Origin of the sequence: Salinicola corii, assembly GCF_008298015.1 — a bacterium.
GTDB lineage: Bacteria > Pseudomonadota > Gammaproteobacteria > Pseudomonadales > Halomonadaceae > Salinicola > Salinicola corii.
On the sequence record NZ_VTPX01000014.1, the window covers coordinates 16,810 to 30,881 of the forward strand.

The window sequence follows — 14,072 nt, forward strand, 5'->3', positions numbered from 1 at the left end:
GTGTGACTTGCCATCCAGTTGCCTGGATCAAGACCGCGCCCGACCCGCTCGGCCCATGAACCCGGGCAAGCTGGTGTGACATTACCGCATACCGCCAGCTGCGCTCAGGCGTTGGTGGAACGAGTCTCGGGCTCCAGCACCTGGGTATGCAGCGTCCTGCCGTCGCTGTCTTTCAGCCGGACGGTCAGTGTCTCGCTCTCGGCGTCCAGATCGGCCTGGCCGAAGAACTGGTAGCCCGCCGAGGGCGGCAGGTTCGACTGGCCCTCCGGCGGGGCCTTGAAGAAGGTCACCTCCGGGCCGAAGGTGGCGTCCATCTCGCTGGGGCCGAAGGTGCCGGCGTGGAGCGGTCCGCTGACGAACTCCCAGAATGGCTTGAATGCCTTGAAGCTCGCTTGCTCGGGGGCGTAGTGATGCGCGGCGGTGTAGTGCACGTCGGCGGTGAACCAGACCACGTTGCGGATATCGTCGTCGCGAATGGCCTGCAGCAGCCGGGCGAGTTCCAGTTCCCGCCCGAGCGGCTGGCCGTCGTCGGCGTTGGCGATCGCCTCGAACCGATCGCCATCCGGCACCACCATGCCGATCGGCATGTCGGCGGCGATGATCTTCCAGGTCGCGGTGGACGACTTCAGTGCCTGGTGCAGCCAGCGGAACTGGTTCTCGCCCAGGAAGGCGGTCGCCGGTGACGCCTCGCGCTGCAGGTTGGCGCTGTTGGGGCCGCGATAGCTGCGCATGTCGAGCATGAACACTTCCATCCCCGGCCCGTAGGAGAAGCGGCGATAGATCCGCTGCGGGTCGGAGGCGGGCAGGCGGATCGGCATGTATTCCAGAAAGGCCTGGCGGCCTCGGGCGGCGAGCAGCGCGACGTTCTTCTCCCGGTAGCGGTCGCTGTCGAGGATCTCCTGCGGATACCAGTTGTTGGTGGTTTCGTGATCGTCCCACTGGGCCAGCATCGGCACTTCGGCGGCGAAACGGCGGAAGTTGGCGTCGAGATGATTGTAGGCGTGCTGGCCGCGATATTCGTCCAGCGTCTCGGCGACCTTCTGCTTGGCCGGCGTGACGATGTTGCGCCACACGCCGCCATCGGGGAGGTCCGGCTTCGCTTCCAGCGGACCGTCGGCGTAGACGCTGTCGCCGGAGTGGATGAAGAAATCCGGCCGGACCTGACGCATCGCTTCCCAGGTGCGCATGCCGCCGCGCGACTCGTCGATCCCCCAGCCCTGACCGACCACGTCACCCGACCAGACGAAGCGCAGGTCGCGCGGGGTGGATGGCGGCAAGCGCAGGCGCCCGACCACCGGCTCGCTCACCGCGCGCGAGTCGCCCAGCGCGGCGAAGCGCACCCGGTAGTGCACGGTATCCATGCCTGTCAGGCCGGTGGCGTCGATCTTGCCGATCAGGTCGGTGCTGGGCAGTACATCGACCCATGGCAGCTGGCGCGCACCGCGGAACTCCGGGTTGTCGGCGACCTCGACCAGCATCCGCGACGGCATGCTGGCACGCCCCCACAGCATCGCGCTGTCCGTCAGTGTATCGCCGCTCATTACGCCGCCTTTCACCGTCGGACGTCGCCCTTCGGCCAGCACGATCGCCGGCGCGCCCAGTAGTCCGATTCCCGCCACGCCAAGCCCGACGTGGGCGCTGGTGACCAGGAAATCTCGTCGGGTGAATGGCTTTCGCTGTGTCGGCATTTCTCGTCTCCTCGCAGAATTGTTGTCGATGACCGGCAGACTAGTACCGTTGAATGACGGCCGAATGAAGCGAAGATAGAGATATGTGAAGAGACGTAATCGGGGGCAATGACGAGGGGGATGGCTATCGGTTCGACGCGATGACCGGGAGCAGAGCTTTCGCGCCAACGGCAGTCTCTGCACCCATCACCGGCGGCGTTCGAATCCGAATCGATACGGCTTCGACATCGGCAGTCTGGAGGGCATCGATCCCTGAGATCCGGGCGAAGTTGAGGTGAGTGGTGGCGTGAATCACCCGGCCGATCGGTGATAGCCGGGCGATTCGCACGGGGGCTCAGGCATGGCGGGCGCGTGCCGCATGCAGCTTCTTGTAGCTTTCGAGCAGGCGCTGGTGGCGCTCGATGCCTTCGAGTTCCAGGCTGGTCGGCGTCAGTCCGGGGAAACGCACCGAGCCCTCCACCGCGCCGATGACGTCCGCCATCTTCGCCTCGCCGAACATTCGGGTCAGGTTGTGGCGGTAGTCGTCGAGGCCGAGATCGTCGTCCAGCGCGATTTCGAGCACCGCCGACAGCGCCTGATAGAAGAGCCCGCGGTCGACGGTGTTGTCGTTGAACTGGAGGAACATCTGCGCGCCATCCAGCGCGTCCTCGAGACGGCCCAGCGCCAGTTGGATCAGCAGCTTCAGTTCGGCGATGGTCAACTCCGACCAGACGGTGTTGTCGTCGAACTCGATCCCGATCAGGGTGACGATCTTCATCTGCTCGTCGAGCTCGCTCTCTTCCAGCCGTTCGAGCAGATCGGCCAGTTGCCCGTCATCCAGCGCGTGCAGATCGAGGATAGCCTCGCGAAAAGCCAGCGCCATGTTGGTGTTGTCCCACACCAGATCCTCTACTGGATAGACCTCGGAGTAGCCGGGTACCAGGATCCGGCACACCGGCGCGCCGAGATCATCAAAGATGGCGACGTAGGCCTCCAGCCCCTCCTCTTCGAGAATGGCGAACAGGCTGGCGGCTTCCTCGTCGTTCGAGCCGGAGAAATCCCACTCGACGAAGTCGACGTCCGCCGTGGCGCTGAAGAAGCGCCACGAGACCACGCCGGAAGAGTCGATGAAGTGCTCGACGAAATTGTTGGGTTCGGCCACCGCCTGGGAATTGAAAGTGGGTGGCGGCAGGTCGTTCATGCCTTCGAAGCTGCGTCCCTGCAGCAGCTCGGTGAGGCTGCGTTCGATGGCGACCGACAGGCTGGGATGCGCGCCGAAGGAGGCGAACACGCCGCCGGTGCGCGGGTTCATCAGCGTCACGCAGGCGACCGGGAAGCGCCCGCCGAGGGAGGCATCCTTGACCAGCACCGGGAAGCCCTGGGCCTCCAGCGCCTGCACGCCTTCCACAATCGTCGGGTACTGCGCCAGCACCGCCTCGGGCACGTCCGGCAGCGCGATCTCCTGCTCGATGATCTGACGCTTCACCGCCCGCTCGAAGATCTCGGAGAGACACTGCACCTGCGCTTCGGCGAGGGTGTTACCCGCGCTCATGCCGTTGCTGAGATAGAGGTTCTCGATCAGGTTCGACGGGAACCACACCGTCTCGCCGTCCGAGTGGCGCTGGAACGGCAGCGAGACGATGCCGCGGTCGGTGCGTCCGGAGTTGGTGTCATACAGATGCGAGCCTCTGAGCTCGCCCTCCGGGTCGAAGATCGCCCGGCAGTGGTCGTCGAGAATCTCGCTGGGCAGCGCGTCGTTCGGCCCCGGCTGGAACCAGCGCTCGTTGGGGTAGTGGACGAACTCGCTGGCGGCGATCTCCGTGCCGAAGAACTGATCGTTGTAGAAGAAGTTGCAGGAGAGGCGCTCGATGAACTCGCCCAGTGCCGAGCAGAGCGCCGCTTCCTTGGTCGCGCCCTTGCCGTTGGTGAAGCACATCGGCGAGGCGGCGTCGCGAATGTGCAGCGACCAGACGTGGGGCACGATGTTGCGCCAGGAGGCGATCTCGATCTTCATGCCGAGACGCTCGAGGATACCCGTCATGTTGGCGATGGTCCGCTCCAGCGGCAGGTCCTTGCCTTCGATCCAGGTCTCCTGGTTTTCGCCGTCCTTGTCGAGCGAGCCGCCCATCAGCAGCGCCTGGGCGTTCTCGTCGATGTTCTCCACCGCCTCGATCTGGAACTCGGGGTTGTTCTGGATCACCCGCTTGACCGAGCAGCGCTCGATGGAGCGCAGAATGCCGGTGCGATCCTTGTCGGAGATGTCCGCCGGCAGCTCGATCTGGATGCGGAAGATCTGGTTGTAGCGGTTCTCCGGGTCGACGATGTTGTTCTGCGACAGCCGGATGTTCTCGGTGGGGATCTCGCGGGCGTTGCAGTAGACCCGCACGAAATAGGCCGCGCAGAGCACCGTGGAGGCGAGGAAATAGTCGAACGGTCCCGGCGCGGAGCCATCGCCTTTGTAGCGGATCGGCTGGTCGGTGATCACCGTGAAGTCGTCGAACTTGGCTTCCTGGCGCAGGTTGTCGAGATAGTTGACCTTGATTTCCATGGGGCGGACCGGGTTGCTGAATGGCGTGGCCCGGGCGTCGGCCGGGCGAATGGCGGCCATTATCCGGGTTTGGGGGCGCTGCGTCTTGGGGGCTTGCTGAGAATGCGACGTTCAGAACGTGAGATCCCGGGGGTATTGAGTTCCGAGAGCTTGGCTAAAGAGGAGAGTGACTAAAAAAGGGGCGTGACGACAAGGCCCGAACCTCAGATTTGAAGGGCTCGGGCCTTGCCTCTTGTTCAACGGGCTCGCTGTGTGCGAAAGCGCCTACGAGGCGACCTGAAAGGCCATGGTGGCCTGAACGGCCCGCTTCCAACCGTCATACAGCTCATTGCGTCGATCTTTACCCATGCGGGGTTCGAAGCGGCGTTCGATCGCCCATTGCTCGGCGATCTGCTCCCGCGACTCCCAGAACCCGAGGGCGAGACCGGCAAGGTAAGCGGCGCCCAGCGCCGTCGTTTCGCTGATTTCGCTACGCAGCACGTCGACGTTGAGAATATCCGCCTGGAACTGAGCCAGGAAGTTGTTGGCGATGGCGCCACCATCGGTGCGCAATTCAGTCAGGTCAATTCCCGAATCGGACTGCATCGCCTTGAGGACGTCCGCCGTCTGATAGGCCATGGACTCGATGGCTGCGCGAATGAACTGTTCCTTGCTGGTACCCCGCGATAGGCCAAACATCGCGCCGCGCACGTTCGAATTCCAGTAGGGCGCCCCGAGGCCGGTGAAGGCCGGCACCAGGTAGACGCCGTCGTTGCTGCCGGCGCGCTCCGCATAAGCTTCGGAGTCCGAGGCCTTGCCCAGCATGCGCAGCCCGTCGCGCAGCCACTGCACCACCGAGCCGGCGACGAAGATGGCCCCTTCCAGGGCGTACTCGACCTCGCCGTCGATCTCCCAGGCGATGGTCGTCAGCAGTCCGTTGTCCGAAATCGTGGCTTCTGTGCCGGTGTTCATGAGCGTGAAACAGCCGGTGCCGTAGGTATTCTTGGCCATGCCGGGCTTGAAGCAGGCCTGACCGAAGAGGGCCGCCTGCTGATCGCCGGCGATACCGGCGATCGGCAGTTGGGTGCCAAAGAAGAACTTCGGCAGCACGTGACCATAGACTTCGCTTGAGGATTTGACCTCGGGCAGCATCGATTCCGGCACGCCGAACAACTCGAGCAGTTCCGGATCCCATCTGCGCTCACGAATGTCGAACATCATCGTGCGCGAGGCGTTGGTCACGTCGGTGACATGTTCGGCGCCGCCGGTCAGGTTCCAGATCAGCCAGGAGTCCATCGTGCCGAACAGCAGATCGCCTTTGTCGGCCTTCTCCTTGACACCGTCGACGTTATCGAAGATCCACTTGATCTTGGTTCCTGAAAAATAGGCGTCGATCACCAGGCCGGTCTTGTTGCGGACCATGTCGGCGTGGCCCGCTTCACGCAACTCGTCACAGATTTCGGCGGAGTGTCGCGACTGCCATACGATGGCGTTGTAGACCGGTTGGCCTGTGTTCTTGTCCCAGATCACCGTGGTTTCACGCTGATTGGTGATGCCGATACCGGCGATCTCTTCAACATCTACCTGAGTGTTGTTGATCACTTCGGTCAGCGTGGTCAGCACGCTGGTCATGATGTCGCGGGGATTGTGCTCGACCCAGCCCGGACGCGGGAAAATCTGCTCGAACTCTCGTTGGGCGACGCCGACGATCTTGCCGTCGTGATCGAACAGCATGGCGCGCGAGCTGGTGGTGCCTTGGTCGATGGCCAGGACGTATTTCTTTTCGTCGCTCATGGAGGTTGCTCCTTGTATTCGTTGCGGAAGTCGATCAGTCAGACGGGTTAATAGATATAGGCCAAAAGCGCAGCCAGTGTGCTACCGATGACAGGGCCGACCACCGGAACCCAGGCATAACGCCAGTCGTTAGGGCCCTTGTTCTTGATCGGCAGTACGGCATGGGCAATGCGGGGGCCGAGGTCGCGCGCTGGATTGATGGCGTAGCCTGTCGGCCCACCCAGCGAAGCCCCGATCGAGACAACCAGCAGTGCGACCGCCAATGGCCCGAGGCCGGATGGCGTGTTACCAAACATGATGATCACGAAAATCAGTACGAATGTGCCGATGATCTCGCTCATCAGATTCCAGCCATAGGATCGGATGGTCGGTGCCGTGGAAAACGTAGCCAGTTTGATGGCGCCATCTTCGGTGTCATCGTACTGCTTTTTGTAGGCGAGGTAGCAAACGACCGCCCCTAGAAAGCCGCCGATGAACTCGGCCACAAAGTACGTGACAGTCGTGACGACATTGATTGGAATACCCTTGGCGTACTCTTGGGCCGGGCCGATGAGTAAACCGAGGGTCACTGCTGGGTTGAGATGTGCACCGGTATCGTAGGCAACGTAGACACCGCAGAATACGGCAAGCCCCCAACCGAAGAAGATCACGATGCCATCGCTGCCGTTGCCGTTCGTCCTGTTCAGCAGGACGTTGGCCACGACGCCGCAACCCAGTAGTGTCAGGAATGCCGTTCCAGCAATCTCGTGAACCAGTATCGTTTCTATGACTCCCATGGTCTTCCTTACTGTGAGTGATGTTACGGCAGGCATGGCCTGAGTGGCATGCGCCACAATGGTGATTCGATTGGCCGTCGAGTCGCGGCACGTTGGTCGGTTGCGTTCACCCTCCCGCCGCTGCCGGAGCCTGGCAGGCTAGGTAATCGGCGAGCCGACGTTTTTCACTCTCGTCTAGACGAAGACCGAGCTTGGATCGTCGCCACAGGATGTCGTCCACCGTCCGCGCCCATTCGTGCTCGCGCAGGTAATCGACTTCGGCAGCATAAAGATCGGCGCCAAAGTGTTCGCCGAGGTCGGCAAGGCTTCGTGCATCGCCGACGATATTCATCACCCGAGTGCCGTAGTTGAAGACCCATCGATAGGCCAGGCTCGGCGAAATGAAGGAACGGCTGGCCTGTAGCGACTCGACCAGATCCTGGGGGGTAGCGTTCTCGCCGCCGGGCAGCGGGTGGCCGTTACCGGTCCAGGCTCGCTCACGATTACCCAGTTCAGGGGCCAGCTTGTCGACGGCGTCCTCGGCCAGGCGCCGGTAGGTCGTCAGCTTGCCGCCGAAGACGTTGAGCAGCGGGGCGCCGCCGGAGACATCGAGCTGGATGCGGTAATCGCGGGTGATTTCGCTGGCGTTGTCCTCGCGATCGTCGAGCAGGGGTCGTACGCCGGAATAGCTCCAGACGACATCGTCGGGACCGATCGACTGCTCGAAATAGCGATTGGCCGCATCGCAGAGATAGCGAATCTCGTCTTTCTCGATGGCGATTTTGTCCGGCTCGTCCTCATGCTCGACATCGGTCGTGCCAATCAACGTGAAATCGTGTTCGTAGGGAATCGCGAACACGATGCGACCGTCGGGCTGCTGGAAGATGTAGGCGTAGTCGTGGTCGAACAGCTTGTTCACCACGATATGGCTGCCCTTGATCAGGCGTAGAGAATACGGGTGATCCTGAAAGGCGATATCGTCCAGGAAGCGTACGGCCCAAGGGCCGGCTGCGTTGACCAATCCGCGCGAATGCGCCTCGATCGCCTCGCCGTCGGTCGTCTTGAGCATTACCTGCCAGCCGTCGTCATGGCGCACCGCAGACTCGGCACGAGTGCGCGTCATGATCCGCGCGCCGCGGCTGGCCGCATCCATGCAGTTGAGTACCACCAAACGGGCATCCTGAACCCAGCCATCCGAGTAGGCGAAGCCCTTCGTGAATTCGGGCTTGAGCGGGATGCCGGCCGCATGATCGGCGAACTTGACGCCGTGTGAACTCGCCAGCGTTTGCCCCCCACCCAGGTGGTCATACATGAACAGACCGATTCGGATCATCCAGGCCGGCCGCAAATGCTTCTGGTGGGGCAGGATGAAACGCATCGGCCAGATGATGTGCGGCGCGGCCTTGAGCAGTATCTCGCGCTCGGCGAGTGCTTTGGCCACGAGCTTGAATTCGTACTGCTCCAGATAGCGCAGGCCGCCGTGGATCAGCTTGGTCGAAGCCGAAGAGGTATGGCTGGCAAGATCGTCGGCCTCGACGAGCAGCACTGAAAGGCCACGACCCACGGCGTCACGAGCGATGCCTGCGCCGTTGATGCCGCCGCCGATGACAATCAGATCGTAATTTTCGTTGGCCATGTTCGGATCTGCTCATTCGTGTTCGATTGAGATCATTGTGGCGCGAAATCGAACATTATTAACTAGGCAGAAAGTCGTAGATGTTATGCTTTTTAGTACCTGGGTTTATAAAATATAATAAAAATCAAATAGATATGATTTTTGTCTCTTGCCGAAGATGTTCGCCAGTGAAAAGTTTATTCGGTATGTGCGAATGCCCACTATTCGAATCAGAACATGAAGGCTATTTTGGGCCGGTCGGGGCGGGGACGGGCAGGTATTTGCTGGGTAAGGCAGTGGCACACTTCGTCGTTAGTGCCGGCTGGTTGGCAAGGGCGAAGCGGTCGGGGTGATTCGGCCTTGCCCCGTGGCTGCACTTTCCTCCAGCATCTCGTCGATCAACGCGACGAAATCGTCGAAGGCGGGATGCATCAGGCTCGGGGAACGGTGCACTTCGATCACGGCGGGGGGCAGCGGCGGCAGGCCGTCGCTTTCCCCCAACGCTCGCCAGTTCTCGGGTAGCGAGCGGCGGTCGGTCACGGTCAGTGTCTGGCCTTGATTGACGATGACGCGCAAACCACTCGGGCTCTGACTGGTGGAGTCGAGCTGCCAGTCACGACCGATATTGGCCAGTGCGGCCAGCGCCCGGCGCCGGTAAATGCACTGCTCCGGAAACAGCGCCAGCGGGATCGGCCGCCCGGCGTCTAGCGTGAAACGCCGATGCGCCGCCCAAACCACCTCCTCCGTGGCCACGGGCCGCCCTCCACTGTCGGCGGCGTGCTGCACCGCCAGCACGACATCCAGCGATCCTTTCTCCAGTTGCTCCAGCAGCTCCGTCGACATGCGGCAGTGAATATGCACGTGGACCTCGGGATGCCGAGCGCCGAAGCGTTCGAGCAGTGCCGGCAACCAGGTATCGGCGTAGTCCTCGGGGAGCCCGAAGCGCAGCGTCACCGGCTGCGAACGCCCCAGCGCTGCGATCGCTTCGCGTTGCAGCTGCAGCAGACGCCGCGCGTAGACGAGAAAGGTCTCGCCATCGCCGGTCAATGTGAGCCGACGGCTACCACGCTCGATCAGCAACGTATCGAGGCGCGACTCGAGGGTGCTGATACGCAGGCTGATGGTCGATTGGGTCTTATGCAGATAGCGCGCCGCAGCGGTGAAGCCACCGCTATCGGCCACGGTGACGAAGGCCAGCAGCAGGTCGCTGTCCAGCGCCGCCAATTGCGCGATATCGGGGTTTCCGATGGCTGCCATTGAAATGACTCGTTTTACTGATGGGAGGGTTCTGTCCAGCATAGAGGACATCGACGGGCCGCCCAACCTTCACGGCGGCAACGTCCTGTCACCTGACACCTTGCTGATCGAGAGGACACTTCCCATGCCGACGACCGCTGCCGCGACTGACCCCGACATCGACGCCAAGCCGACCCAGCGCCGGCTCGCCGATGCCGAGCGCACCGACCTGAGCGAACTGGTCGACACCGACCGCTATCCGATGCATGACGTCGACGACCCGCGCCTTCAGGCCGAGATCGCCCGGGTGCGCGAGGACCTGGACCGCGAAGGCTGCGCCGTGCTGCGCGGCTTCCTGCGCCCCGAGGCATTGGAGCAGGCCCGCGACGAGGGGCGTGAACTCTCGACCAAGAGCTATTACTCCAGCTGCCGCGTCAACGCCTGGTTCACCAGCGACGACGAAAGCCTCCTCGCGAGCGACCCTCGGCGGCATTTCATGGAGCGCACCAGCGGCTTCGTGACCCGCGACATGATCCCCGCCGATACGGTGATCCAGCAGCTTTACGTCTCGCCGGCGATGAAGCGTCTGGTGGCCGAGTGCCTGCAGGAGGACGAGGTCTACGAGTATGCCGACCCGTTCGCCGGTCTGGTACAGAACGTGCTTCCGCCGGGCACCGAGCAACCCTGGCACTACGATACCAACGAGTACATCGTCACGATGATGACCGACGCCCCGGAAACCGGTGGCGAGTTCCAGTATTGCCCCAACATCCGCACCCCGGCGGGCGAGAACTACGCCGGCGTCGGCGCTGTGATCCGCGGCGAGGACACCACCACGCCCCGCACCCTGCTGCTGCGTCCCGGCGACCTGCAACTCTTCAAGGGCCGTTACTCGCTGCACCGCGTGACACGCGTCGGCGGCCAGCGCGAGCGTCACACCGCGATCTTCGCCTACTCGCAACAGCCGGGTGTGGTGGGACGTCTCGAGCGCACTCGCCAGCTCTACGGCCGGGTCTCGGAAGCGCACATCGAGGCGGAGAAGCGCCGTGAAGTTCGCGCCGACGGGCTGCTCGACTGATCGAAATGCCTGGAACGGGCTGATTCAATTTCCATGACGGGACCGACGACCATGACCCGCTTGTCATCCACGCTGCCTTCCCTGCTGGAAGGCACCGATATACTGGCGCCGACGCACGATCCCGCCGAGTGCGAGCCCACTCAGGCCGAGAGCCGCCAGATTCTGCTCGACCGCCTGGCCCGCACCCGGGCAGAGCTGAAAAAACGCGATATCGTCGCCGCCGTGCTGTTCGACCCGACCCATGTGCGCTACGCCACCGGCGCCCGCAATATGCAGGTCTACTCGGCGCGCAACCCGGCGCGGTACGCCTTCGTGCCGGCCGAGGGCCCGGTGGTGATGTTCGAATTCTCCGGCTGCAGTCACTTGACCGAAGGGCTGCCCGGCATCGACGAGACACGCCCGGCGACGGCGATCTCCTATTACTTCTGTGAAGATAACCTGCAGCAGACCACCCAAGCCTGGGCGGACGAAATCGGCGAATTGGTGCGCCAGTGCGGCGGCCAAAAAGGCGACAAGGTGGCCATCGAAAGCGCCACCTCGCACGCCGCCTTCGCGCTGGTCGAACGCGGCTGGCAGATCTGCGATGCTCAGATTCCGCTGGAGCGGGCACGCGCCATCAAGGTGCCCAATGAAATCAAGATGGTACGCAGCTCGCTGCGTGCGGTGGAGGACGGAGTCCGCAAGCTGGAAGCGGCGATTCGCCCCGGCGCCACGGAGAACGAGGTCTGGTCGCAGCTGCACCAGCACATCATCGCCACCGACGCGGACTACGTCGAAACCCGGCTGATGAACTCCGGGCCGCGCACCAACCCCTGGTTTCAGGAGTGCTCCAATAGAGCAATGCAGGCCGGCGAGCTGGTCGCGCTGGATACCGACGTGGTCGGCCGCTATGGCTACTATGCCGACTTTTCGCGCACCTTCCTGTGCGGCAATGGCAAGGCGACGTCCACCCAGCGCGAGCTCTATCGCATGGCCTTCGACCAGGTGCGCCGTAACATGGCCCTGATCGCACCGGGCATGTCGTTCAAGGAGTACGCCGAGAAGGCCTGGCAGATCCCCCAGCCCTACAAGGCGCGTCGCTATTTTGCGCTGGCGCATGGCGTCGGCATGACCGGCGAATATCCGTATATCGTTCACCGCGAGGACATCGACGACAAGGGCTACGACGGCATCATGCAGCCGGGCATGACGCTCTGCGTGGAGAGCTACATCGGCCACGAAGACGGTGGCGAAGGCGTCAAGCTCGAGGAGCAGCTTTACATTCGCGACGACGGTCAGGTCGAATTGCTTTCCGACTATCATCTCGATGCGCGATTGCTGGCCGAGTGACACGCCAGCCAACGCCGCCGGAGAACCGCTTCGTCCATTCGTCACAAGGGGCCCTCATGAGCCAGACGCTGATTCCGCATATTGACCTGACGCCGCTGCTCGCCGGCGACCCGGCGCGCGACGAGACACGCCAGGCCATCGTCGATGCCGCCTGCGACTCCGGCTTCATGACCGTGGGCATCGCCCCGTCGCAACTAGGGCTCGCCGCTGACATTCACGCCCGCTTGCTGCGTTTCTTCGAACTCGATGCGACGCACAAGCAGCAGCTGGCGCGGCACAAGTTCGAGCCAGCCAACCGCAATGTCTATCGCGGCTACTTTCCGCCCCAGAACGAGGACCCAACCTGGAAGGAAGGCATCGACCTCGGCCCGGACGTTGCTCACCCCGAGCGAGCGGATACCCAGAGCGGCGACCCACTGCGCGAACCCACGCCGCAGCCGCCGGAATCCGAACTATCGGGTTGGTCGGCGGATGTCGCCACCTACTATGAAGCCATGGAATCGCTCGGCGGCGTGATCGCCGGGGCGCTGGCCGAAGGCCTCGGTATGCCGCGCGAGACACTCACGCGGCCCTTCGCCCACGGCAACTCGACGCTGCGCCTGATCCATTATCCCGAGCGTCCGGCCGAGACGCTGGACGCCATGCCGGCCGTCGACGGCAGCGGCGATACGCGGCGCTGGCTGGTCGGTGTACCGCACTGCGACAACGGCTTCATCACGCTGCTGTGGCAGGACCAGGTCGGCGGCCTGCAAGTGCGCACCCCAAGCGGTGACTGGGAAGAAGTGCCGCCCCGTGAAAACGCCCTGGTGCTCAACTTCGGCCGCCTGCTGTCGGACTGGTCCGGCGGACGCATTCAAGCCACGGAGCATCGCATCGTCGGCGGCACCCGCTCGCGGCACTCGATCCCGTTCTTCTTCGAACCCGCGGTGGATGCCCATATCGACACGGCCGGCGACGGCGGCTATGTCTACGGCGACCGACTGTGGGAGCGGATGCAGGCCTTCGTCGAGTTCCAGGGGGTGGAACGAGTGCCTCGTACTGAAGTTTGAGGACCTGCAGTATGCCAATGCTCATATCCGAAGCTGAAAACTCTCGCGATGTGAGCGATACTCATAACGATTTTTTCTTGAATGATACAATAAATAAAGGGTGTATATTATGAGAAAGATTTTTTTCCCGTTAGCCACCACGGTCTTCACTGTGGTGTCCATCTCACCGATTCAATCCTTAGCGCAGGAAAAAACACTGACCATCGGTACCAACAACTGGGCGGAAAACGTTGCCGTCGCCAATCTGTGGAAGCTGGTGCTGGACGATCACGGCTACGACGTCGAGTTGTCGGCCGTCGGCAAGAGCGCGCTTTACGCGGGGATGGCCGCCAATGATATCGATCTGTCGCTGGAAATATGGCTGCCGCATACCGACAAGGAATATCTCGCACCCTACAAGGACACGCTCGAGGTCCATGATGCCTGGTACGACAAGACCGGACTGGGTCTGGTAGTGCCGAGTTACGTCGATATCGACACTATTCCGGAGCTCGCCGAGCAAGCCGAAGTGTTCGAATATCAGGGCAGCCCGACGATCCTGGGTATCGATCCGGGGTCCGCTATTGCCGGCATGACCGACGACGCGATCGAAACCTACGATCTGCCGCTGGATCAGGTGAATAGTTCCGAACCGGCGATGATGTCCGCGCTTGACAGTGCCTACAAGAGTGAAGAGCCGATCGTGGTGACGCTGTGGAATCCGCACTGGGCGTTTGCCGACTATGATCTCAAGTATCTCGAGGATCCCGAGAATATCTACGGTGATGGCGACACCATCTACTGGTTCTCGCGCCAGGGCTTTTCCGCGGATGATCCGTGGCTCACCGCCGTACTCGATGCCTGGCACATGAGTGACCAAAGCCTCGGCACGCTGATGTCGGAGATCGAATCTCAAGGCGATCCGGTGGCTGGCGCACGGACCTGGCTCGAGGAAAACCGGGGCCAGGTCGACGAATGGCTGGCCGCTGGCGAAGAGGCTGGCTGAACTTGCGGCATTGGCGGGTATCTTGACTCGCGAGGCT

The 14,072-nt window shown here is 62.6% G+C and carries 10 protein-coding genes; 4 read left to right on the forward strand and 6 right to left on the reverse strand.

Annotation, left to right across the window (positions count from 1 at the left end):
• Positions 1-104 precede the first annotated feature (104 nt).
• From F0A16_RS18370 to F0A16_RS18395, 6 genes are all read right to left on the reverse strand, one after another.
• Complete coding sequence (locus F0A16_RS18370) at positions 105-1,688, reverse strand: alkaline phosphatase D family protein (RefSeq protein WP_149436938.1); 1,584 nt, start codon at positions 1,686-1,688, stop codon at positions 105-107.
• A 334-nt stretch (positions 1,689-2,022) separates the two neighbouring features.
• Positions 2,023-4,215 (reverse strand): OsmC domain/YcaO domain-containing protein, encoded by a 2,193-nt coding sequence (locus F0A16_RS18375; RefSeq protein WP_149437071.1) that lies wholly within the window; start codon positions 4,213-4,215, stop codon positions 2,023-2,025.
• Positions 4,216-4,479: 264 nt separating this feature from the next.
• A complete protein-coding gene (glpK, locus tag F0A16_RS18380; protein ID WP_149436940.1) occupies positions 4,480-5,988 on the reverse strand; it encodes a glycerol kinase GlpK in 1,509 nt (502 codons plus the stop codon).
• Positions 5,989-6,035: 47 nt separating this feature from the next.
• Entirely contained in the window at positions 6,036-6,764 is a 729-nt protein-coding gene (locus tag F0A16_RS18385; RefSeq protein WP_149436942.1) for an MIP/aquaporin family protein, read from the reverse strand.
• A gap of 106 nt (positions 6,765-6,870) precedes the next feature.
• Positions 6,871-8,379: a glycerol-3-phosphate dehydrogenase gene (gene glpD / locus F0A16_RS18390; protein ID WP_149436943.1), complete on the reverse strand. Its 1,509-nt coding sequence runs from the start codon at positions 8,377-8,379 to the stop codon at positions 6,871-6,873.
• Positions 8,380-8,670: 291 nt separating this feature from the next.
• Positions 8,671-9,615, reverse strand: a complete 945-nt coding sequence (locus F0A16_RS18395) for a LysR family transcriptional regulator (RefSeq protein ID WP_149436945.1) — start codon at positions 9,613-9,615, stop codon at positions 8,671-8,673.
• A 124-nt stretch (positions 9,616-9,739) separates the two neighbouring features.
• Here F0A16_RS18395 and F0A16_RS18400 point away from each other — a divergent pair, with 124 nt between their 5' ends.
• The 4 genes from F0A16_RS18400 (at position 9,740) to F0A16_RS18415 (ending at position 14,035) form a co-directional block, all read left to right on the forward strand.
• Positions 9,740-10,672 carry a HalD/BesD family halogenase gene (locus F0A16_RS18400; protein WP_149436947.1) on the forward strand — a complete coding sequence of 311 codons (933 nt, stop codon included), beginning with the start codon at positions 9,740-9,742 and terminating at the stop codon, positions 10,670-10,672.
• A 51-nt stretch (positions 10,673-10,723) separates the two neighbouring features.
• On the forward strand, positions 10,724-12,001 hold the full coding sequence (locus tag F0A16_RS18405) for a M24 family metallopeptidase (protein WP_223119825.1): 1,278 nt from the start codon (positions 10,724-10,726) through the stop codon (positions 11,999-12,001).
• Positions 12,002-12,057: 56 nt separating this feature from the next.
• On the forward strand, positions 12,058-13,050 hold the full coding sequence (locus F0A16_RS18410) for a 2OG-Fe(II) oxygenase family protein (protein WP_149436949.1): 993 nt from the start codon (positions 12,058-12,060) through the stop codon (positions 13,048-13,050).
• Between the two features lie 109 nt (positions 13,051-13,159).
• Positions 13,160-14,035 carry a glycine betaine ABC transporter substrate-binding protein gene (locus F0A16_RS18415; protein ID WP_149436951.1) on the forward strand — a complete coding sequence of 292 codons (876 nt, stop codon included), beginning with the start codon at positions 13,160-13,162 and terminating at the stop codon, positions 14,033-14,035.
• Positions 14,036-14,072: the final 37 nt, after the last annotated feature.